At 66.5% G+C, this 21315-nt stretch carries 19 protein-coding genes; 14 read left to right on the forward strand and 5 right to left on the reverse strand.

Annotation, left to right across the window (positions count from 1 at the left end; translation table 11 throughout):
• Window positions 1–14 precede the first annotated feature (14 nt).
• Window positions 15–1013, reverse strand: coding sequence for a proline racemase family protein (locus FRZ44_RS24785; RefSeq protein ID WP_225308437.1), 999 nt, complete (start codon window positions 1011–1013; stop codon window positions 15–17).
• A 50-nt stretch (window positions 1014–1063) separates the two neighbouring features.
• Window positions 1064–1732 (reverse strand): TetR family transcriptional regulator C-terminal domain-containing protein, encoded by a 669-nt coding sequence (locus FRZ44_RS24790; RefSeq protein WP_151179703.1) that lies wholly within the window; start codon window positions 1730–1732, stop codon window positions 1064–1066.
• A 278-nt stretch (window positions 1733–2010) separates the two neighbouring features.
• Here FRZ44_RS24790 and FRZ44_RS24795 point away from each other — a divergent pair, with 278 nt between their 5' ends.
• The 12 genes from FRZ44_RS24795 (at window position 2011) to FRZ44_RS24850 (ending at window position 15592) form a co-directional block, all read left to right on the forward strand.
• Window positions 2011–2862 carry an ABC transporter permease gene (locus FRZ44_RS24795; protein WP_151179704.1) on the forward strand — a complete coding sequence of 284 codons (852 nt, stop codon included), beginning with the start codon at window positions 2011–2013 and terminating at the stop codon, window positions 2860–2862.
• Window positions 2862–3782: an ABC transporter permease gene (locus tag FRZ44_RS24800; protein ID WP_151179705.1), complete on the forward strand. Its 921-nt coding sequence runs from the start codon at window positions 2862–2864 to the stop codon at window positions 3780–3782. The genes FRZ44_RS24795 and FRZ44_RS24800 overlap by 1 nt, the downstream gene beginning before the upstream one ends.
• A 122-nt stretch (window positions 3783–3904) precedes the next feature.
• Window positions 3905–5518: an ABC transporter substrate-binding protein gene (locus tag FRZ44_RS24805; RefSeq protein ID WP_151179706.1), complete on the forward strand. Its 1614-nt coding sequence runs from the start codon at window positions 3905–3907 to the stop codon at window positions 5516–5518.
• A gap of 115 nt (window positions 5519–5633) precedes the next feature.
• The gene (locus tag FRZ44_RS24810; protein WP_151179707.1) at window positions 5634–6578 is read left to right on the forward strand and encodes an acetamidase/formamidase family protein; all 945 of its coding nucleotides are present in this window, start codon (window positions 5634–5636) and stop codon (window positions 6576–6578) included.
• Window positions 6575–7555 carry an ABC transporter ATP-binding protein gene (locus FRZ44_RS24815; RefSeq protein ID WP_151179708.1) on the forward strand — a complete coding sequence of 327 codons (981 nt, stop codon included), beginning with the start codon at window positions 6575–6577 and terminating at the stop codon, window positions 7553–7555. Before FRZ44_RS24810 ends, FRZ44_RS24815 begins: the two co-directional genes overlap by 4 nt.
• Window positions 7552–8556, forward strand: a complete 1005-nt coding sequence (locus FRZ44_RS24820) for an ABC transporter ATP-binding protein (protein WP_151179709.1) — start codon at window positions 7552–7554, stop codon at window positions 8554–8556. Before FRZ44_RS24815 ends, FRZ44_RS24820 begins: the two co-directional genes overlap by 4 nt.
• Complete coding sequence (locus FRZ44_RS24825; RefSeq protein WP_151179710.1) at window positions 8540–9295, forward strand: DUF1194 domain-containing protein; 756 nt, start codon at window positions 8540–8542, stop codon at window positions 9293–9295. Before FRZ44_RS24820 ends, FRZ44_RS24825 begins: the two co-directional genes overlap by 17 nt.
• A 385-nt stretch (window positions 9296–9680) precedes the next feature.
• Window positions 9681–10838: an ABC transporter substrate-binding protein gene (locus FRZ44_RS24830; RefSeq protein WP_151179711.1), complete on the forward strand. Its 1158-nt coding sequence runs from the start codon at window positions 9681–9683 to the stop codon at window positions 10836–10838.
• Window positions 10839–10918: 80 nt separating this feature from the next.
• A complete protein-coding gene (locus tag FRZ44_RS24835) occupies window positions 10919–11983 on the forward strand; it encodes an ABC transporter ATP-binding protein (protein WP_151179712.1) in 1065 nt (354 codons plus the stop codon).
• Window positions 11983–12897, forward strand: a complete 915-nt coding sequence (locus FRZ44_RS24840) for an ABC transporter permease (protein WP_151179713.1) — start codon at window positions 11983–11985, stop codon at window positions 12895–12897. The genes FRZ44_RS24835 and FRZ44_RS24840 overlap by 1 nt, the downstream gene beginning before the upstream one ends.
• Complete coding sequence (locus FRZ44_RS24845; protein ID WP_151179714.1) at window positions 12897–13721, forward strand: ABC transporter permease; 825 nt, start codon at window positions 12897–12899, stop codon at window positions 13719–13721. Before FRZ44_RS24840 ends, FRZ44_RS24845 begins: the two co-directional genes overlap by 1 nt.
• Before the next feature lie 305 nt (window positions 13722–14026).
• Complete coding sequence (locus FRZ44_RS24850; RefSeq protein ID WP_151179715.1) at window positions 14027–15592, forward strand: APC family permease; 1566 nt, start codon at window positions 14027–14029, stop codon at window positions 15590–15592.
• Window positions 15593–15680: 88 nt separating this feature from the next.
• On the opposite strand, the gene FRZ44_RS24855 is transcribed toward FRZ44_RS24850, so the two are convergent.
• From FRZ44_RS24855 to FRZ44_RS24865, 3 genes are all read right to left on the reverse strand, one after another.
• Window positions 15681–16628 (reverse strand): SAM-dependent methyltransferase, encoded by a 948-nt coding sequence (locus tag FRZ44_RS24855; protein ID WP_191908288.1) that lies wholly within the window; start codon window positions 16626–16628, stop codon window positions 15681–15683.
• Window positions 16625–17428 carry an HAD family hydrolase gene (locus FRZ44_RS24860; RefSeq protein WP_151179716.1) on the reverse strand — a complete coding sequence of 268 codons (804 nt, stop codon included), beginning with the start codon at window positions 17426–17428 and terminating at the stop codon, window positions 16625–16627. Before FRZ44_RS24860 ends, FRZ44_RS24855 begins: the two co-directional genes overlap by 4 nt.
• Before the next feature lie 67 nt (window positions 17429–17495).
• Entirely contained in the window at window positions 17496–18770 is a 1275-nt protein-coding gene (locus FRZ44_RS24865; protein ID WP_151179717.1) for an NAD(P)/FAD-dependent oxidoreductase, read from the reverse strand.
• Window positions 18771–19180: 410 nt separating this feature from the next.
• On the opposite strand from FRZ44_RS24865, the gene FRZ44_RS24870 reads away from it, so the two are divergent.
• Entirely contained in the window at window positions 19181–19762 is a 582-nt protein-coding gene (locus FRZ44_RS24870; RefSeq protein ID WP_191908289.1) for a molybdopterin-dependent oxidoreductase, read from the forward strand.
• A gap of 37 nt (window positions 19763–19799) precedes the next feature.
• Window positions 19800–21206: a sensor histidine kinase gene (locus FRZ44_RS24875; RefSeq protein WP_191908290.1), complete on the forward strand. Its 1407-nt coding sequence runs from the start codon at window positions 19800–19802 to the stop codon at window positions 21204–21206.
• Window positions 21207–21315 lie beyond the last annotated feature (109 nt).

Here is a 21315-nt window from a genome sequence, read left to right on the forward strand (position 1 = left end):
GCTCCGGGCGCGCCTCACCCCAGCAGGAAGCCCTGACCGATTCTGTCGTCAGGCTCATGCGTGAAGCGGGCGCTGCCACTGTAATGGGCGCGGCCGCCCACCTCGACCCGCACCGCAGCGAACTCCCCCGCCCGGACCGGCGAGACGGCGCGGCCGGTGAAGACGGAGCCGGTCACGCTTTGGAACTGGCGCCGATCGCCCAGAGCCGCGACCCCGCGCGCCACCTGCAGCGCCATGCGCGCGGTGACGCCGCTGCCCGTGGGGCTGCGATCGACCTCGCGTTCGGCGAAGATGCAGACATTGAGCGAGGGGCGATCGATGCCTTCGCCGCCGTCGGTGAAGATGGTGCCATAGAGGAACGCCAGGTCCGGATCGTCGGGATGGCGCAAGGGAACCTGCGCCTTGACCGCGGCCGTGACCCGGGCCGCCGCATCCACCAGATCGCGCAGCGGCGAACCCGGCAGCGACAGCCCCAGCCGCGCGGCCGGCAGCACCGCATAGAAGGCGCCGCCATAGCCGATATCGAGCGCGATCCGGCCGGTTTCGGGCAGATCGACCGCCGCGTCGAGCGCGAAGGCGAAGGCCGGCACGCTCTCGAACCGGACGGCGCCGTCCGCCGCCACCCAGGCCCGCACCAGGCCGCAGGGGCATTGGATATTGACCGCGGTCTCGCCCGAGGTGGCGCGCTTGATCCGGCCGCTCTCGACCGCCCAGCGGCCGACCGCGATCACGGCATGCCCGCACATGGTCGAATAGCCTTCGTTATGCATGAACAGCACGGCGAGATCGGCGCCCGGCAGATCGGGCTCGACCGGAATCACGCCATACATGTCGAAATGGCCGCGCGGCTCGAAGATCAGGAGCCGGCGCAGATGATCGAGCCGCTCGCGGGCATAGCGCCGCTTGGCCAGGATTGTCTCGCCGGGAATGGGCGGATAGCCCTTCACCACCAGGCGCACCGGCTCGCCGCCGGTATGCATCTCGACAGTCTCGATCGCGATCGGATCGGCCATGGGCGTCCCGGTGGAAATGGACGGCTCTGAAATTCAGGGCTGGAGCCCGATCAGCGCGGCGCGCTCGTTTCGAGGCCGAGCGTGGCCAGCACCATCCGCGTGATCAACTCGGTCGCGGCACGGTAGTCTTCCGGCCCAATGCTCTCCTTACCGAGCAGCGCCGGCACCTGGATATCGAAATCGGCATAGTGCTGCGTCGAAGCCCAGAGTACGAAGAAGAGGTGATGCGGGTCGACGGGTGCAATCTTGCCCTCGCGAATCCAACCCTCGATTACCGCGCAATGGCGGTGGAAGCGCTCGCGAATTCGAGTCTGCAGGACCGACAGGAAATGCGGAGCGCCATGCAGGATCTCGTTGGCAAAGATCTTCGAAGCGCGCGGCCGCCGGCGCGAGAATTCAATCTTGTCGGCGATATAGAGCCGGAAGGCTTCGGTCGGATCGCTGTCGGCGGTGAACAGGTCCATCGTCTCCTGCCAGCCATCGACGATGGTGTCCAGCAAGCGAAGATAAAGCTGTTCCTTTGTGCCGAAATAATAATGCAGGTTGGCCTTGGGCAGGCCGGCCCGCTCGGCAATCGCGGCCATGGAGGCCGCCGCATAGCCCGCTTCGGCAAAGATTTCCTCGGCGGCGGCGAGGATGCGGGCTTCGTTGACCACCCGCTTCGCGCCCGGCCGCCGGCTGGGCTGTGCATCATGGGCAGTCGCTTCGGTGAGTTCCATGCGCCTGTCGGTGTCGACGTCAATTTGCAGGGCGGGCGGATGATTGATTGCCCGACCACTTATGCAAGCCTAACCCCATTGTCAGAAGGGTTACAAGGGTCGACGGATCTTGGCGCCAATGCGTCGTCACGAGGCCGGCGCATCCCCCGTCCGGGTATCCACAACCGATTGACCTGCGGAACCGAGGGGTTAGCATCGGTCGCCGCGTTGCCGCCGGCCGGTCGTCCTGGTTCGTTCGGCGAAGGCGGGCTTTCGAGGGCGGTCCCGGGTTAAGCAACATGAACGAGGCTTGGCGGCGCTTCAGGCGCGATAAACTCGCCCTGGCGGGACTGGTCGTCATTGCCGTCACCGTCCTGGTGGCGGCCCTGGCGCCCTGGGTGGCGCCGTTCGATCCGGCCGAGCAGTTCTTCGACGGGTTGACGCTCGAGGGGTCGCCGCTGCCCCCCAGCGCCCATTTCCTGCTCGGCACCGATCTCCTCGGGCGGGACCTGTTGTCGCGGCTGATCTATGGCGCCCGCACCTCGCTCATCATCGGCGTCGCCGCCAATGGCGTCGCGGTCGTCGTCGGCGCGCTGCTGGGCGCCACGGCCGGTTTCGTCCAGGGCTGGCTCTCGACCGCGATCATGCGCTTCACCGATCTGATGATGGCGTTCCCGGCCTTGCTGCTGGCGATCGCGCTGGCCGCCATCTTCGCGCCCTCGCTCTGGATCGTGGCGATGGTGATCGCGATGGTGAACTGGGTGCAGATCGCGCGCGTGGTCTATACCGAGACCCGGGCCCTGGTGCAGCGCGACTATATCGAGGCCACGCGCGCGCTGGGGGCGGCACCGGCACGCATCCTCTTCCGCCACATCCTGCCGCATCTGGTGCCGACGGTCCTGGTCTATGCCACGCTCGGCATCGCCACCACCGTGCTGCTCGAGGCGACCCTCTCCTTCCTCGGCGTCGGCGTGCGCCCGCCCACGCCGTCCTGGGGCGGCATCATCTTCGAGAGCCAGTCCTATTTCCTGTCGGCGCCCTGGCTGGTCTTCTTTCCAGGGGCCGCGATCCTGCTGGTGGCGCTCGCCTTCAATCTGGTGGGCGATGCCTTGCGCGACGTGCTCGATCCGACGCAGCGGGGGCGCGGCTGATGTGGGGCTATCTCTCGCGCCGCCTGGCCGGATCCTTCGCGATCCTGATCGGCATCACCATCGTCACTTTCGGCCTGACCTTTCTCATTCCCGCCGATCCGGTGCGCATGATCGCCGGCCGCAATGCGACCGCGCAGACGGTCGAGAACATCCGCCAGCAGCTCGGGCTCGACCGCTCGGTGCCGGAGCAATATGCGCGCTATGTGATGCGCCTCGCCCAGGGCGATCTCGGGCGCTCCTATGTGCAGAAGACGCAAGTCTCCGATTTGGTCTTGAGCCGCCTGCCGGCGACCCTGCTGCTGATGGCGGGCGCCATCTTCTTCGAGCTCCTGATCGGCATTCCGGCCGGCATCTTCGCGGCCACGAGACGAGGCCGTCCGGCCGACCGCTGGATCATGATGCTGAGCTTCGCCGGCGTGTCCGCGCCGCAATTCGTGGTCGGGCTGCTGCTGCTCTACATCTTCTCGAACCTGCTCAGCCTCTTTCCCATGGGCGGCTACGGCACGCTGGGCCATCTGATCCTGCCGGCCCTGACGCTGGGGATCGCCGGCGGCGGCTGGTATGCGCGCATGATGCGCTCCTCGATGGTGGATGTGCTGCGCCAGGACTATGTGCGCACCGCCAGGGCCAAGGGGCTCGGCCCCGCCAAGGTCGTGCTGGTCCATGCCTTCCGCAACGCCGTGCTGCCGATCATCGCCATGATCGGGCTCGATGTCGGCATATTCATGAGCGGGGCCGTGGTGGTGGAATCGGTCTATGGCTGGCCCGGCATCGGACAGCTCGCCTGGATGGGGATCCAGCGCATCGACATCCCCATCATCATGGGCGTCACCCTGGTGGCTGCGGTGGGGATCGTGATCGGCAATCTTGTCGCGGATTTGATCACGCCGCTGATTGACCCCCGTATCCGGTTGCGCTGACAATGCCCGCCATTGCCGGGGATCGGGCGCGCAACGGCGGAATTTCCGCAAGAAACGCGCCAAGGGCTGCAACCAAGAGCCCGACACCGTCGAACATGCACTCAGGGAGGAGAAAACAACCCATGAAGCGACTTTTCATCGCCGCGGCCGCAGCGCTGCTGCTGTCGAGCCTGCCGGTCCTGGCCGCGCCCAAGCAGGGCGGGGCCATCATCATCACCTACAAGGACGACATCTCCACGCTCGATCCGGCGGTGGGCTATGACTGGCAGAACTGGTCGATCATCAAGAGCATCTTCGACGGCCTGATGGATTACGAGCCCGGCACGACCAAGCTCACCCCCGACCTGGCGGAGAGCTTCGACATCTCGCCCGACGGCCTGACCTACACCTTCAAGCTGCGCGACGGCGTGAAGTTCCATAACGGCCGCGCCATGACGGCCGGCGACGTCAAATATTCGATCGAGCGCGCGGTCAATCCCGCGACGCAGAGCCCGGGTGCGGGCTATTTCAGCAACATCGCCGGCTATGACGATGTCGCGGGCGGCAAGGCCACGACGCTCTCGGGCATCACCACGCCCGACGACAAGACCGTCGTCATCAAGCTCACCGCGCCCAACGCCGCCTTCCTCCATATCGTCGCGATGAACTTCTCCTATGTCGTGCCGAAGGAAGAGGTCGAAAAGTATGGCGCCGATTTCGGCCATCATCCGGTCGGCACCGGCGCCTTCAAGTTCGTCGAGTGGAATCTGGGCCAGAACCTCACGCTCGAGCGGTTCCAGGACTACAACAAGAAGGGCGTCCCCTATCTCGACAAGATCACCTTCGAGATCGGCCAGGAGCCGACCGTGAATCTCCTGCGGCTGCAGAAGGGCGAGGTCGACATCCTCGGCGACGGCATCCCGCCGGCGCAGTTCGTGCAGGTGACGAGCGATCCCGCCAACAAGGAACTCTTCGTCGCGGGCGAGCAGCTCCATACGGGCTATGTCGCCCTCAACGTCAAAATGAAGCCGCTCGACGATGTGCGGGTGCGCCAGGCGATCAACATGGCGATCAACAAGGACCGCATCGTTCAGATCCTGAACGGCCGCGCCAAGGTCGCCAATCAGGTGCTGCCGCCGGCCATGCCGGGCTATGACCCGAACTACAAGGGCTATCCCTACGATCCGGCGCAGGCCAAGAAGCTGCTGGCCGAAGCCGGCCTCGCCAACGGCTTCTCGACCGAGCTTTATGTGATGAACACCGACCCGCAGCCGCGCATCGCCCAGGCGATCCAGCAGGATCTGGCGGCGGTCGGCATCAAGGCCGAGATCAAGGCGCTGGCCCAGGCCGAGGTCATCACCGCGGGCGGCACCGACGGCCAGGCGCCGATGGTCTGGTCGGGCGGTCTCGCCTGGATCGCCGACTTCCCGGATCCGTCCAACTTCTACAGCGTGATCCTGGGCTGCTCGGGCGCCATCGCCGGCGGCTGGAACTGGTCCTGGTACTGCAACCCGGACCTCGACAAGCGCGCCAGCGCCGCCGACGCCATGACCGATCCGGCCAAGGCCGACGACCGCAACAAGGCCTGGGCCGCGATCTTCGCCGACGTGATGAAGGACGCGCCCTGGGTCCCGATCATGAACGAGACCCGCTACACCATGCACAGCCCGCGGGTGGGCGGCGATCCGCAGCTCTTCGTCGAGCCGATCCACATTCCGGTCAATTACGACTACATCTTCGCGACCGACGCGCAGTAGCCTGACCCTGGCGGGCGGCCGAGCCGATGGGGCCGCCGCCCGCCGGGATTTCCGCTCAAGCCCATCACAACCGCCGCAACATCCGAACGGCGGATCACGAGAGGGAGGCTTCGTCATGACGCTCGGCTGCAACCACACCATCCACAAGTCCCACCATCATTTCGGCTGGGACAACAGCTTCAATCCGCGCCTCATGATCGCCTCGGGCGACACGGTCGAGTTCAAGACCACCGATTCCTCGGGCGGGCAGCTCTCGCCCAACGCCACCGTCGCCGACATCGCCAAGCTCGATTTCGGCAAGATCAATCCGGTCTCGGGGCCGATCTACATCGCCGACGCCGAGCCGGGCGACGCGATCAAGGTCACCATCCTCGGCTATAGCGCCTCGGGCTGGGGCTGGACCGCCAACATCCCGGGCTTCGGGCTCCTGGCCGACCAGTTCAAGGATCCGGCGCTGCATGTGTGGAAATATGAGAAGGGTCTCGGCAGCCCGGCCAGCTTCAGCGCCGGTGCGCGCATCCCCTTGCGCCCCTTCTGCGGCACGATCGGCCTGGCGCCGGGCGAGGCCGGCCATCACAGCGTGGTCCCGCCGCGGCGCGTCGGGGGCAACATGGATATCCGCGACATGGCGGAGGGCACCGAGCTCTGGCTGCCGGTCGAGGTGGCGGGCGGGTTGTTCTCGGTCGGCGACACCCATGCGGCGCAGGGCGATGGCGAGGTCTGCGGCACCGCGATCGAAAGCCAGATGGATATCGGGCTGAAGTTCGACCTGGTGAAGGATGCGAAGCTCGCCTACCCGCGCTACTTCATCCCTCATCGCGGCGAGGATCCGCGGGGGAAGAGGGGCTGGGACGCCACCACCGGTATCGGCACCGACCTCTTCACCGGAGCGCGCGATGCGGTCAAGGGCATGGTCGATCTGCTCTGCCGCCGCCACAATCTCTCGGCGGTCGACGCCTACATGCTCTGCAGCGTCGCCGGCGATCTGAAGATCAGCGAGATCGTCGATCAGCCGAACTGGGTGGTCTCCTTCTACTTCCCGCGCGCCGTCTTCGAATGAGCCCAGTGCCCTCGCCGCTTCTGTCGGTCGAGGGCCTCACCCTCGCCTTTCGCGGCGAGGACGGCCAGGCTCGCGTCGTCGACGGCATCTCGCTCTCGATCGATGCGGGCGAGGCGGTCGGCCTCGTCGGCGAATCCGGTTGCGGCAAAAGCGTCACCGCCATGTCGGTGATGCGCCTGCTGCCGACACCGCCGGCCGTGATCGAAGGCGGCGCGATCCGCTTTGAAGGGCAGGATCTCCTTGCCCTCTCGGAAGCGAAGATGCGCGCGCTGCGCGGCGATCGCATCGGCATGATCTTCCAGGAGCCGATGACGAGCCTCAATCCGACCTTCACGGTCGGCTACCAGATCGCCGAGGTCCTGACGCTCCATCGCGGGCTGGATCGCGAGCAGGCCTGGGCCGAGGCCGCGCGGCTCCTGACCCAGGTCGGCGTCGGCGCGCCCGAGCGCCGGCTGGCGCAATATCCGCATCAGCTCTCCGGCGGCCTGCGCCAGCGTGTCATGATCGCAATGGCGATCGCCTGCGGACCCAAGCTCCTGATCGCCGACGAGCCGACCACCGCGCTGGACGTCACTATCCAGGCGCAGATCCTCGACCTGCTGCGCCGGTTGCGCGCGGAAACCGGCATGGCCCTGCTGCTGATCACACATGATCTGGGCGTGGTCTCGGAGCTCTGCGACCGCGTCATCGTCATGTATGCGGGCCGCATCGTCGAGGAGGCGCCGGCGCGCGCACTCTTCGCCCATGCCTCTCATCCCTATACCGCGGGCCTCCTGGCCTCCCGCCCGAAGCTGGGAGAGACGGCCGCGCGCCTCCCGACCATTCCCGGCAGCGTGCCGCCGCCCCGCAAGCGCGGCATCGGCTGCAACTTCGCCGATCGCTGTGCCCGCGTGCAAAGCCGCTGCCGCGCGGAAACGCCGATGCTGGCGGCGATCGCGGCCGGCCACCGCGCCGCCTGTTTCAACCCGGTGCCATGACCGCGACCGCCGCCCGGCCCGCGCCGCAAGCGAAGACGCCGCTGCTCGAGCTCGAGGGCGTGGTCAAGCATTTCAAATCGCGCGACGGCAAGGGCTCGGTGCGCGCGGTCGACGGCGTCACCCTCGCCCTCCAGCCCGGCGAGACCCTGGGCATCGTCGGGGAATCGGGCTCCGGGAAATCGACCCTGGGGCGGCTGATGCTGCGGCTGCACGAGCCCGATGCAGGCAGCATCCGCTTCGAGGGCGAAGATCTGCTGGCGTTGCGGCCCGGCGCCTTGCGGCTGCGCCGGCGCCAGATGCAGCTCATCTTCCAGGACCCCTATGCCTCGCTCGACCCGCGCTTCTCGGTGGGGTCCAGCATCGCCGAGCCTCTCGTCATCCATCGCATCGGCGACCGGGCCTCGCGGCGGCGCAAGGTCGAGGAGCTGCTGACCCTGGTCGGTCTCGAGCCCGACGCCGCGCGCCGTTACCCGCACGAATTCTCGGGCGGCCAACGCCAGCGCATCGGCATCGCCCGCGCGATCGCGCTCGAGCCCAAGCTCATCGTCGCCGACGAGCCGGTTTCGGCGCTCGACGTATCGATCCAGTCGCAGGTGCTCAATCTGCTGGCCGAGCTCAAATCCCGACTCAATCTCGCCTATGTCTTCATCTCGCATGACCTGGCGGTGGTCGAGCATATCTCCGACCGGGTCGCGGTCATGTATCTGGGCCGCCTGGTCGAGCTGGCGGAGCGCCGCCGCCTCTATCGCGAGCCGGCCCACCCCTATACCGAGGCGCTGATCTCCGCCATCCCCGAGCCCGACGCCGATCGCCGCCGCCAGCGCATCATCTTGAGCGGCGACGTGCCCAATCCGGAATCGCCGCCGCCCGGCTGCCCCTTCCATCCCCGCTGCCCCAAGGTTTTCGATCGCTGCCGCACCGAACGTCCGGTGACGACCGATGTGGGCCAGGCCGGCGATCCGCATCTGGTGGATTGCCACCTCCATGGGCCGCGCGCGTGACCTCCTACTCGGGCTGCTGCTGAGCGCGGCCGTCGCCACGGTGGCGCAGGCCGGAGAGCCGGTCGATCTCGAGCTGGTGCTGGCGGGCGACGCCTCGGGCTCGATCGATGCCGACGAGCTGCAGCTGCAACGTCAGGGCTATGCCGACGCGATCACCGATCCCCGGGTGCTCGACGTCATCTGCGAAGGGGCCCATGGCGCCGTCGCCGTCGCCTACATCGAATGGGCCGGCAGCTTCTCGACCGATCTGGTGGTCGACTGGCAGGTGATCCGCGACGCCGGCTCGGCGCAAGCCTTCGCCGACGCCCTGCTGCACGCGCCGCGGCGCGCGCAGGGCTTCAACTCGATCGGCGCAGGGGTGGTGCTGGCGACGCGGCTGATCCAGACCAATAATTACGAGGGCACCCGCCGCGTGATCGATGTCTCGGGCGACGGCCCCGACGTCGGCGCCCCCAAGGTGGATGTCGCGCGCGACGCGGCCGTCGCGGCGGGCATCACCATCAATGCGGTCGCCATCGACTCGCATGACGAAAGCGCCTTTTCCAACGGCATCCCCCTGGCGACCCATTTCGCCAATCATGTGATCGGCGGACCGGGTGCTTTCGTCACGGAGGCTGACGGACTTTCCAGTTTCCGCGAGACGCTGCTCGCCAAGCTGGTGCGTGAAATCTCGGGGGCCCCGGCGCCCGGTCCCCGCCTCGCCAGTCGGCCCAAGCCCCTCTCCTGGCCGCCAGGCTGATCACGCTACCGGGCAGCCTGCCCGCAAGGCGCGCGGCCGAGGGAGCCTTTCCTGGGCGCGGGTTCGCTTCTGTCAAATTTGCACCCGGTTGGGTCAAGTCACCGGTTGCCGGACGCGGCAATCATGGGCATCGTCGGTAGCGGATGGGTCCTGGAAGACGGGTGGGTCCGGCCGGATGCCATTTTCTATATCGCAAATGGTGGATCGGTTTATCTTCGATTGTGAAAATGGCGGGCGGAGGCTAGCTTCTCCCTGGACTCGCAGGCGTGCCGGTTCCGGCAGCAGGGAAGCGTGTCCGCGCGAGCTGGAATTCGACTGGCATTTCAATGCGCAAGGTAACAAAGCCGGACCGCTCAAGGGCCGGCCCTCAGGGAGGAACAGAGGCATGACGAAGCAATTTTCGCGCCGGGACTTACTGAAAACGGCAGGCGCCGGAGCCGTTGCCCTCGCCGCCGGATCGGCGCTCGGCCGCAAGGCCTGGGCCGCGCGGGAGACCGAGCTGAACATCCTGTGCTGGGAGGGCTACAACTCGGCCCAGGTGCTCGATCCCTTCCGCCAGTCGAAGGGCGCGACGGTGAAGGCGGAATCCCTCACCAACGATCCCACCATGATCAACCGCCTGCGCGCGGGCGAGACCAATGTGTGGGACCTGATCAATGTGAATAATCCCTGGGCACGAAAAATCATGTACCCGGAGAAGCTGATCAAGCCGCTCGATCGCGCCAGGTTCGAGCCCTATTTCGACAAGATGATGCCGGCCTTCAAGCCGCCCTATCGCTGGGCGATGAGCGACGACGGCAAGGAGCTCCTGGGCATGTGCCAGCGCTTCGGCCCCTACAGCTTCGTCGTCAACACGGACAAGGTGAGCCGCGCCACAGCCGAGGATCAGGGCTGGGATCTGTGGAACGACGCCGCCAATGCCGGCAAATATGGCGTGCTCGAATCCGACGATTGGAACGTGTTCAACATCTGCCTGATCGCAGGCTTCGATCCGTTCCGCGAGCATAACGACGCCGAGGTGGCGAAATTCACCGAGGCAGCCAAGCGCGTCTTCAAGGGCGCCAAGGTCGTTGGCGACATCGCCACGATGAACCAGGCGCTGATCTCGGGCGAGATCAATTTCCACATGACCGGCGGCACCTATTCGGCCTCGCCGGCGCGCGCGGACGGCAATCTCAACATCCGCGGCGTCACGCCCAAGAAGGGCCCGATGGCCGGCGGCAAGGGCGGGGTGAGCTGGATCGAGGTGACCTCGACCGTGAACAACCCGCAGCTCTCGCCGCTGGCGACGCAGTTCCTCGAATATGTGCAGCATCCCGAGGTCGCGCATACCGTTGCCTTCGCCGAGGGCACCTTCAACCCGGTGGCGCAGATGGCGAACCCGGATTGCTTCAAGCTCTTCACCAAGGAAGAGCTCGATGCGATCCAGTGGGATTCGCTGGAAGAGGAAATGAACGCCTCGATCGAGTACGATATCGTTCCCGATTACGACAAGCTGCTCGACATCATGACGGCCGCCAAGCGCGAGGCTTCGGGCGGCTGATCGGTTCGACAATAGCGGGGCGCCGTCCCACCGGGTCGGCGCCCCCTGCTTTTGATGGCATTTCTGAAGAGGTATGAGGCGTGATACGGCCGTCGATCCTCGATCTCAAGGGCGTGACCAAGCAGTTCGGCGGGCTGACGGCCGTCGATCACATCGACCTCCAGGTCCGCGAAGGCGAGTTCTTCACCATCGTCGGCCCGTCGGGCAGCGGAAAGACCACCTTGCTGCGCATGCTGGCGGGGATGGAGTCGCCGACCGGCGGCGACATCCTGCTCAAGGGCGAGCGCATCAACGACGTGCCGGCGAACAAGCGGCCCACCTGCATGGTGTTCCAGTCGCTGGCCCTCTTCCCGCACCGGACGGTCGGCGAGAATATCGAGTTCCCGCTGAAGATCCGAGGGCAAGCACCGGCCGCGCGACGCGAGCGCTGCCTCCAGCTCATGCGCCAGCTGCGCCTGCCGGAGAATTACTACGGCAAGAGCGTCACCAAATGCTCGGGTGGCGAGCGCCAGCGCGTGGCGCTGGCCCGCGCGCTCGCCTATGACCCGCAGATCCTGTTCTTCGACGAACCGCTCTCGGCGATCGACTACAAGCTGCGCAAGACGCTCGAGAAGGAGCTGAAGGACATCCATCGCGAGACCGGCAAGACCTTCATCTACATCACCCACAGCCTCGAGGAGGCGATGGTGATGAGCGACCGCATCGGCGTGATGCGTGCCGGCAAGCTGGTTCAGGTCGGCACGCCCAACGAGATCTATACGACGCCCAAGGACAAGTTCGTCTCGGAGTTCATGGGCGAGGTCAATCTGTTCGATGTGCGCCTCGGCGAGGGCGGCAGGCTCGTCTCCGACACCTTCAAGACCAGCTTCTCCATCGGCGCGATGCCGGCCGGATTCCGCCAGGGCTATCTGGTGATCCGGCCCGAATTCATGCGCTTCGCCGGCGACGGCGAAGAGGTCGAGAACCGCCTCACCGGCAAGCTCTATAACGAATATGAGCTGGGCTCGCGCATCCAGTACCAGGTCCGGGTCGCCGGCCATGTGTTCCTGCTGGAGCGGCTGCGCCAGCGGCCCTTCCGCGCCAGGCTCGACGAAGATGTCGTCGTCGGCTGGAACGCCAAGGACAGCATCCTGGTGGCCGACTGATGGCGCAGCTCGTGGACAGCGCCAGCCGGATCGAGCCACCCCAGGGCGGTACCGGCGCCAGCCTCTGGCGCTGGGTCGCGGCCGCGGGACGGCGCCATTCGCTGCCGGTCCTGTTGCTGCTGCTGTTGGGCTTCGTGGCCCCGCTGCTGACGATCATCGCCTTCAGCTTCATGCCGCCGCGCAGCTTCTCGGTCTGGCAATGGCCGACCCTCGAGAACTACCGCGTCATCTTCGAGGAGACCTACTACACCTCCTTCCTCTGGTCGCTCGGCATGGCGGTGGTCACCGTCACGATCCTGATCGCGATCTGCTATCCGGTCGCCTATGGCCTCGCCAAGACCTTCGGCCGCTGGGCCAATCTGGTGACGCTGGTGATGGTGCTGCCGCTCTTCGTCTCGGAGAATGTGCGGCTCTATGGCTGGGTGCTGTTCTTCATCAAGGGCGGCGTGCTGCTTGGCAGCATCAAGTCCCTTTTCGGCATCGAGCTGGAGAGCATCCTGTTCCAGCCGGTCACGATCATCTTCGGCATGGTCTATGTCTATCTGCCCTTCATGCTGTTCCCGATGACGCTGGGCGTCTCGATGGTGCCGCGCGACCTGGTCGATGCCGCCAACGATCTGGGGGCCTCGCGCCTGCAGATCTTCCGCGAGGTCGAGCTGCCGCTCGCCATGCCTGGCATCATCATCGGCAGCCTGCTCAGCTTCGTGCTGGCGGTGGGCGCCATCGCGGAGGCCAAGGTGCTGGGCGGCCAGTCGGTCATTCCCGTGACCCACGACATCGAGATCGCCTTCACCTATGCGCAGAACTGGCCCCTGGGTGCGGGCATCTCGGTGATGCTGATCCTGATCGTCGGCGCGCTGGTCCTGGCCGTGCTGCGGCGCTTCGATCTCGACCGCATCCTGGGGCGCCGCTGATGACGATCGAACGCGGCAAGCGCTGGTCGCACGCCTTGATCGCCGCCTGGACGGTGGCGATCGTGGCCTTCCTCTATATGCCGGCCGTCTGCGGCCTGCTGGCCTCGCTGACCTCGAGCCGCTATTTCAATTTCCCGATCACCAAATGGGGCCTCGCCTGGTGGGGCAAGACCTTCGCCTCGCTGGAAGTCCGCGCATTGCTCTCGACCTCCATCACCATCGCCCTCATCGTGACCGCGATCTCGGTGGTGCTGGGATTCTTCGCGGCCTTGGCCTTCGCCCGCTATGATTGGCGCGGTCGCTCGATCTACCAGAAGATCGTGCTGCTCCCGATCTTCTTTCCGCAATCGGTGCTGGGGCTGGCGCTCCTGCTCTGGTTCAGCGCGCTCGGCATCGAGACCTCCTGGAAGACCGCCGTCTTCGCGCATCTGGTCTGGGTCGTGCCGGTTGTGACGCTCGTCATCTCGATCCAGGTCTATAGCTTCGATCCCGCGCTCGAGGAGGCCGCCTTCGATCTCGGCGCCAGCCGCTGGCAGGTCTTGCGGGAGGTGACGCTCCCGGTGCTCTGGCCCGGCCTCTTCTCCGGCGCGCTGTTCGCGTTCCTCTTGAGCTGGGGGAATTTCCCGCTCTCGCTCTATACCGACGGCGCCGACACCACCGTGCCGGAATACATGTATGCGAAGATGGTGGCGGGCTATACGCCCGGCGTCCCGGTGCTGGGCACCGTCTCGACGGTGGGCGCCGCGATCCTGTTGCTGGGCGGCTATGCCTTCATTCTGCTGGTCCGCCGCGCCCGCGCCGGGAGCGAAACCGGCGCCCCATAGGGCACCGTTCCTGACTCTCTCCGCGCGCGGATTCCCGGCCCTGCCTTTACCGTGAACGAACTGTAATGATCGCCGGACCCGCGATGCGCCGGAGGCTTGGTAGGATCGGATGACGCTGGCATAGGCTTGAAGGCCCCAGCGTCCAGCTCGCCGGCAACAAGGCGGGCCGCTCGGCAGCACTGAGATCGGTCGCTTCGCTTCAGGGGGCCATCAGAGCCAGCGCGGATCGATCGAGAGTTCTCCAGGCACGGACGGCCGCCAGCAAAGGCGAGCTGCAACCAGAAGAACGATCGCGGGAGAAGTCCATGACGGCTCAAGGAGCGAAACCCTCCGGTGCCATCGGCGCCAAGGGGGCCTACGAAATCACGCAACGCCAGGATCTCCACATGCTGCACAACAAGGCGGTGGGGTTGCCGGGCGTGCTCTTCCTCACGGTGACCGGCGCCGCGCCGATCTCGGCCATGCTCTTCAACGTTCCGATCGGCGTCGGCTATGGCAACGGCATCGGCGCCCCCGCCTCCTTCGCGGTCGCCACCGTCATCCTGCTGCTATTCTCGGTGGGATTCGCCGCAATGGCCCGCAAGGTCACGGCGACCGGCGGGTTCTATTCCTTCATCAGCCACGGCCTCGGCCGCGAGCTCGGCATGGCCCTGGGCTTCGGCTCGGTCGTCGCCTATTCGGTGTTCGAGGCCTCGCTCTGCGGCGGCTTCGCCTTCTTCGCCAACGCCAAGGTGATGGAGCTGACCGGCGCCAATATCGGCTGGCACTGGTTCGCGCTCTTCATGGTCGCGCTGATCGCGGTCCTGACCTTCTTCGACGTGAAGCTCTCGACCATCATTCTCGGTGCAGCCCTCATCGGCGAGGTGGCGATCCTCATCATCTTCGATGCCGGTATCTTCACCAGCCCGAACGCGATGGTCTCGGGCGCCGCCGTCAATCCCGCCAACGCCTTCATCGGATTCGCGGCGCATAAGAACGCGGCTGGCACCGATCTCGCGGCGGGTGCGGCCGCGATCGGACTCTTCTTCGCGTTCTGGTCCTGGGTCGGATTCGAGATGGCGCCCAACTATGGCGAAGAATCGCGCGACCCCAAGCGCATCGTGCCGCGCTCGCTCTATATCTCCGTGGTCGGGCTCGGCATCTTCTACACCATCACCAGCTGGGCCGCGGTCTCGGCCTATCCGACGCTCGACGATGCCATCACCCAGGCCCAGACCAACTCGGCGATGTTCTATCTGCAGCCGGCCGCGCAATTCATCGGCGGCTGGGCCGAGCAGATCATGAGCTGGCTGATCCTCACCGGCTCCTTCGCCTGCGGCATGGCCTTCCACAACACGGCCGCGCGCTATCTCTACTCGCTCGGCCGCGAGCGGGCCCTGCCGGTGGCCCTCGGCAAGACCCACACGCACTACAGGAGCCCCTATGTCGCCTCCTTCACGCAGTCCGTGATCGCGGCCGTCATCGTGCTGCTGTTCGCGATCTTCGCCGGCACCAACGACGCGACCCAGCAGGCCTATCTGATGCTCTATGGCCTGATGGCGCTGCTCGGCACGGCGCTGGTCATGATCGCGCAGGCCCTGGTCTGCGTGGCGGTGATCGTCTATTTCCGCAGGAACCACACGGCCGACGCGCACTGGTTCAGCACGCTGGTGGCGCCGCTGATCGCCTTCCTCGCCCAGGTCTATATCGTCTATCTCCTGTTCGCGAATATCGACTTCCTGGGCGGCGGCTTCGCCTTTGCCAACTGGATCCTGCCGATCGTGATCGCCGTGCTGGTGGCCGGCATCGCCTTCGCCCTCTATCTGAAAACCGCCAAGCCCGCCGTCTATGACCAGATCGGCCGGCTCATCTATGAGGGCATGGCGAAGTAGAGCGTCGGCGATCGAGCGCGCTCACCCCTCCCGTGAAAATTACTCCTCGCCCCCTCCCCTTGCGGGAGGGGGTAGGGGGAGGCGTCCATCAGCCGCTCGATCCCGCGAGCCGGCACCAGGTGAGCTCATGCTTGTTGTGATGGAGATGGAACAGCTGCGAGCCTGGGATCGCCGCGAAGCGGCGCGCGGTCTCGTGATCGGTCGCTCCCTGGAATTTCAGCGTGCAGAGAAGATTGCGCGCGAGACCTGAGGCCAGCCAGCGTTCCACCAGCTTCAACAGCCGCTCGGGATAGCAGATCACGTCTGAGCAGAGCCAATCGACCGGCCCGACCTGCGCCGGCTCGAGCGCGAAGGCGCTGGCCTTGAGGAACTCGATATGGGGCAGCTTCGCGATGTCGGGCGCGAGCGGCGCCTTGTCGACCGCCAGCACCGTCGCGCCCAGGCTTTGCAGCACCCAGCTCCAGCCGCCGGGGCTGGCACCCAGATCGAGGCAGCGCTGACCGGGACCCGGCATCCGGCCCAGCCGCGTGAAGGCTTCCCACAGCTTGAGATAGGCGCGGTTGGGCGGCGCGAGCTTGTCCTCGATGAACTGGACCTCGCCGTTGGGAAAAGGGCTGCTGCAATGGGCGGCGGCGAGGACCGTGGTCGCGTCGAGCAGCGTCCAGGAGCCCAGCGGTGCCGCCGGCACGGCCTGAGGAAATTGCAGCGGCTTGGCGCTCACATGCGGCAGACGTTCCTGGATCAGGCGTGCGCGGCCATGGAGCTGGAAATCATAGAGCGCCCAATTGCGCTGGATCGCGCGCAGCGCCTTGGCGCCCTCGGCGATCGAGCCGATCGGAATCCGCACCGGGTCCCGCCAGATGTTGGCGGCCCAGGCCGCGGGCCTCGCCGGCCCTTCGGCCAGCACCAGCCGGTCATGCACCGCGGCGACCGGGCCCAGTTCCGCGACCAGATCCTCGACGAAACCTTCCGGCGCCAGATAGCCGGTGAGGCCGCTGGCCCCGATCCCGGCCGTGACGGGCGCCGTCTCGCTCACGACCGCGCGCGCGCCGCCAGCAGATCGGCCGCGAGCTCGGCGAAGCCCGCCCCGCCGCGCGACGGCGTGACATAGCGTGGCTTGTCTTTGAGCCGGTGGATGAAGTCGCGCACATTGGCGACGCCCACCGCATGCGGGAAATAGGCGAACATCGGCTGGTCGTTGGGCGAATCGCCGGCATAGACGAACTCGTCGCGATGCGCATCGAGATTGATCGAGAACACCTCGTTCAACATCCGGCGCGACATGCCGAGCTTGTCGTAGTCGCCGAACCAGCCATTGACATGGATCGAGCTGATCTTGGCGGTGCAGCCGGCTTCCTCGAACAGCGCCACGATCCGGTCGACCGCCGCCGCCGGCAGAGGCGGGACGTCCTCGCAGAAATCGATGGCGAGATCGCTCTCGCGATAGAGCTGATCCGAGGCGAGGGCGGCACCCGGGACCGCGGCAAGGATCCTGTCGGCCAGCTGCTTCAACCGCGCGCGCTTCCCCGCGCGGGTCGCCTCGTCGTCGAGAAAGCGCTTCTCGAGCTTTCGCGCCTTCGCGTCATAGCGGAAATAGAAGGCGCCGTTCTCGCCCACCACCGCATCGACCGGCCACATGCGCGCGATGTGATCGCACCAGCCGGCCGGACGCCCGGTGATCGGCACCACCAGGAACCCCGCCTCATGCAGCCGTCCCAAGGCGTCGTAGGCTTCGGGCGTCAGCTGGCCTTCGCTCGTCAGCGTGTCGTCGATATCGGTCAGGACGCCGCGAATGCGCAGGCGTTCCGCCAGTCCGAAGGCCGACAGCGGTTGCATCTTCTCGATCAATGATTCCCCCGACAGTGATGAAAACGGCAAAGGACGTTCGGATCCGGCAAAGGCCTCAAAGCCGGTCGCGCATGGCGTACCACAACATACCCAGAATCTGGGCCGGATGACGCAACAACGGTCCGCCCGGAAAGGCGCGGTGCGGGATCCGCGCCATGATGTCGAAGCGCTCGGCCTGGCCCGCCATCGCCTCGGCGATGACGCGGCCCGCGATGCCGGTGAGCGCCACGCCCTGGCCCGAGAAGCCCTGGGCATAGAACAGATCGCCCGCGAGCCGGCCGATATTGGGCAGGCGCGACATCGTCACGGCGAGCCGCCCGCCCCAGCCATAGTCGAGGCGGGCATCGGCCAGCTGCGGATAGACCCGCAGCATATGGGGCCGGACGAAGCGCTTGATGTCGCGCGGATCGCGGCGCGTATAGACCTCGCCGCCGCCGAACAGCAGCCGATGATCCGCGGACAGGCGATAGTAATTGACCACGAACTTGCTGTCGCAGACCGCGACATCGTCGCGGATGAGGGACCGCGCGCGGGCCGGCCCCAGCGGCTCGGTCGCGATGATGTAGTTGGAGATCGGCAGGATGCGCGGCTCCAGCGCCGGCAGGAGCCCCTCGAGATAGGCATTGCAGGCGACCAGCGTGAAGCGCGCCGTCACGCGGCCGCGCGCGGTCTCGGCGCCATGGCCCGCGGGGTCGATCTTGGTGGCGCGCGTATCCTCGAAGATCCGAGCGCCGGCCTTCTCCGCCGCCGCGGCCAGACCCAGCGCGTAATTGAGCGGATGAAGATGCAGGGCGCCGGCATCGGCCAGGCCGCCGCGATAGAGGGTCGTGCCCAGGCGCTCCGCCATGCCGGCGCGGTCGACGTGCGCCGCCTGGTCATAGCCGAGCTGGGTCCGCAGCACTTCGAGATCGCCGTCGATCTCGCCCAGCTCTTCCTCTTTCAGCACCGCATAGAGCGAGCCGGGCTTCAGGTCGCAGGCGATGCCATGGCGCGCGACCCGGTCGCGGATCATCTGCTTGGCTTCCTCGGAGAGCGCCCAGAGCCGGCGGGCCTGGTCGCGGCCGAACATCGCCACCAGCTCGCCCGGACCCTTGCGATAGCCGGTATTGACCTGGCCGCCATTGCGGCCGGAGGCACCCCACCCGACCGTCTCGGCCTCGAGCAGCGCCACCTTGTAGCCCCGCTCCGCCAGCTCCAGGGCCGCCGAGAGACCCGTGAAGCCGCCGCCGACAATGGCGACGTCGACCGATAGGGACCCCTCGAGGGGCGGGCGAGCCGGCCGGGGCGAGGCGGTGGCCGCGTAATAGGAGGCCGGTTCGGGACGGGTCATGGAGTCGCGGACAGCCTGAAGATGGACGGGCGGGCTAGAAAGGGAGCGCCGGGCCGCTTGCGGGGCCGGCATTAGAGCAGCCTGCCCATTTCCGAGGCAAGACATATAACTAATTGAAATATAAATGTTTTAATCGGCTACGGGATTCGAGCAGGTTGGCCTCGACTCCTGAGCCAAAGCGTTAATAAGGGTGAATATCTTATGAATTTGTTTATACTTCACCCGATTCGGTCGATTCGGAGCCGTCTAGCAAGTCCGGATCGGCACTCGGTCTCAGAGACGAGGCTTCAGCACTGGATGGGGGGACGCACATCATTTCGATGGGCGTGTCGCATTGGGGGGGATGGCGGCGCCGACGGCGGGATCGTCGGGGACTCCGCCCTCATCGGCTGATCTCGGCGGGCCCGGCAATGCCCCTCCTTCCCGCCCTGATTTCATTCCTGCTGCTCCTGACATCGCCCGCGGCCCGGGCCGGCGATCTGCTGCCGGCACCCCAGGGACCCATCCTGCTCGCCGTCTCGGGCGACATCGACCGGACCACCGACGGCCAAGTGGCGCTGTTCGACCGGCAGATGCTGGAATCGATGGGGATCATCACGTTGGCGGCGATCTCGCCGCTCGACGACGAGCCGGTCCAATTCCAGGGCGTGCTGCTGCGCCGCCTCCTGGCGGTCGTGGGCGCCCATGGCACCGCGGTCGAGGCGATCGCGCTCAACGACTATGTCGCGGAAATCCCGATCGCCGAGGCCGAGCATCATGATGTGGTGATCGCCTTGACGCGTCAGGGTCATGACATCCCGGTGCGCGAGATGGGTCCGCTCATGATCCTCTACCCGATCGAGCGGGGGCTCGATACCGAGGCCGTCGCCGCGCGATCGGTCCGCCAGCTGTCGCAGATCGTGGTGCGCGACGGCGCGACGCCCTGGGACGGCAAGTCTGTCGTCGCGCGCAGCGGGCCGGCATCGAATGACGGGTCGAGCCTCGCGCCATGACCGGTCGCATCGGGCAGCCGCTTCTGGAGAGGCAGCCTTGAAGCGTATCCAGGCGCGCCCGATCCACTGGCTGCTCGGCACGCTGGTCGGCGTTTTCTCTCTCACCGTGGTCGTGGCGCTGGCGCTGATCCTGGGCGAGCATGCCGCGGTCTCGCGGGGTCCGACGGAGAATCTGACGCTCGCGGCCTCAGAGCTGCAGGTGGAGTTCGCGCGCTTCCAGCAGAAGCTCGCGGCCGCCGAGGCCGATCCCGACACCGGCAATCTGCGCCAGGTGGCGCTGCAATATGACATCCTGATCAGCCGGGTGGAGCTCCTGGCGCGCGGCGAGAATGCCAGGGCCATGAGCGGCGACAGCCAGGCGATCCAATTGGTGCAGCAGACGCGCGCGGAGACCATGGCGCTCGATCCGCAGGTCAGCGATCTGCCCCAGGGCGGGGGATCGCTGGCGATCGTCAGCGCCGGGATGCCCTCGCTCGAGCAGTCGGTGAGCCGGCTCGCCTCGCATGTGGTGCAGCTGGTGGCCGATCGCGCCCAGGAGTCGCGCGAGAGGCTGGGGCAGCTCTATCTCATCCTGGCGGCGATGCTGACGGGCCTCTTCGCCAGCGCGCTCGTCTTCGTCGGCATGCTGGTGCAGCAGTTCCGCAAGCTCGATCAGGCCCGGCTCGAGCTGGGCAACCTGTCGGAACGGCTGATGGAGGCGAAGACCCAGGCCGAGAGCGCGAACCGCGCCAAGAGCGAGTTCCTGGCGACCATGAGCCATGAGCTGCGCACGCCGCTCAACGCCATCATCGGTTTCGCCGACCTGATGCGCAGCGAGATCAAGGGGCCGATTGGCCATCCGCGCTATCGCGAATATTCCAACGACATCCACAATTCCGGCCAGCATCTGCTCAGCCTCATCAACGACATCCTCGATCTGTCGCGGATCGAGGCCAATCGCTTCGAGCTGCATGAGGATATCGTCTCGATCGATGCCGCGGCCGAGACCTGCCTGGCCCTGATGATGCCGCAGATCGAGCGCAAGAAGCTCAAGCTCAGCCTGGACGAGGTCAAGCGGCTGGGCGAGATCCGCGCCGACGAGCGGCTGGTCAATCAGATGATTCTCAATCTTCTCTCCAACGCCATCAAGTTCACGCCGGAGCGCGGCATGGTGAGCTTCTCCGGGCGGATCGCGGCCGATGGCGGCCTCGAGCTCATCATCACCGATACCGGGATCGGCATGGCGGCGGCCGAGATGGAGATGGCACTCGAGCCCTTCGTCCAGGTGGAATCGAGCCTGTCGCGCCGCTTCGGCGGCTCGGGGCTCGGCCTGCCGATCACCAAGAGATTCGTCGAGGCCCATGGCGGCCGCCTGACCCTCGAGAGCCGGAAGGGCGAAGGCACCTCGGCGACGCTCTGGTTCCCGCCCGAACGGCGGATGGAGGCCTCGCGGCTGGCGGGCTAGACTGAAGGACCCGCTCGGCCGAAGAGGCGGGATTAACAGGGTCCTATGACGGAACCGCGACCTGCGGGCCGCCGTTCCCGGTTCTGACCCAAAAGCGGGACGAGAGCCG

The organism is Hypericibacter terrae (assembly GCF_008728855.1).
Taxonomy (GTDB): Bacteria; Pseudomonadota; Alphaproteobacteria; order Dongiales; family Dongiaceae; genus Hypericibacter; species Hypericibacter terrae.

Bases quoted from the DNA above. Each gene is read 5' to 3' on its own strand.
- FRZ44_RS24815 (WP_151179708.1), top strand. From the start codon at position 6,575: ATGAGCCCAGTGCCCTCGCCGCTTCTGTCGGTCGAGGGCCTCACCCTC.
- FRZ44_RS24840 (WP_151179713.1), top strand. From the start codon at position 11,983: ATGGCGCAGCTCGTGGACAGCGCCAGCCGGATCGAGCCACCCCAGGGC.
- FRZ44_RS24825 (WP_151179710.1), top strand. From the start codon at position 8,540: ATGGGCCGCGCGCGTGACCTCCTACTCGGGCTGCTGCTGAGCGCGGCC.
- FRZ44_RS24820 (WP_151179709.1), top strand. From the start codon at position 7,552: ATGACCGCGACCGCCGCCCGGCCCGCGCCGCAAGCGAAGACGCCGCTG.
- FRZ44_RS24830 (WP_151179711.1), top strand. From the start codon at position 9,681: ATGACGAAGCAATTTTCGCGCCGGGACTTACTGAAAACGGCAGGCGCC.
- FRZ44_RS24800 (WP_151179705.1), top strand. From the start codon at position 2,862: ATGTGGGGCTATCTCTCGCGCCGCCTGGCCGGATCCTTCGCGATCCTG.
- FRZ44_RS24845 (WP_151179714.1), top strand. From the start codon at position 12,897: ATGACGATCGAACGCGGCAAGCGCTGGTCGCACGCCTTGATCGCCGCC.
- FRZ44_RS24865 (WP_151179717.1), bottom strand. From the start codon at position 18,770: ATGACCCGTCCCGAACCGGCCTCCTATTACGCGGCCACCGCCTCGCCC.
- FRZ44_RS24805 (WP_151179706.1), top strand. From the start codon at position 3,905: ATGAAGCGACTTTTCATCGCCGCGGCCGCAGCGCTGCTGCTGTCGAGC.
- FRZ44_RS24860 (WP_151179716.1), bottom strand. From the start codon at position 17,428: ATGCAACCGCTGTCGGCCTTCGGACTGGCGGAACGCCTGCGCATTCGC.
- FRZ44_RS24850 (WP_151179715.1), top strand. From the start codon at position 14,027: ATGACGGCTCAAGGAGCGAAACCCTCCGGTGCCATCGGCGCCAAGGGG.
- FRZ44_RS24785 (WP_225308437.1), bottom strand. From the start codon at position 1,013: ATGGCCGATCCGATCGCGATCGAGACTGTCGAGATGCATACCGGCGGC.
- FRZ44_RS24795 (WP_151179704.1), top strand. From the start codon at position 2,011: ATGAACGAGGCTTGGCGGCGCTTCAGGCGCGATAAACTCGCCCTGGCG.
- FRZ44_RS24810 (WP_151179707.1), top strand. From the start codon at position 5,634: ATGACGCTCGGCTGCAACCACACCATCCACAAGTCCCACCATCATTTC.
- FRZ44_RS24790 (WP_151179703.1), bottom strand. From the start codon at position 1,732: ATGGAACTCACCGAAGCGACTGCCCATGATGCACAGCCCAGCCGGCGG.
- FRZ44_RS24870 (WP_191908289.1), top strand. From the start codon at position 19,181: ATGCCCCTCCTTCCCGCCCTGATTTCATTCCTGCTGCTCCTGACATCG.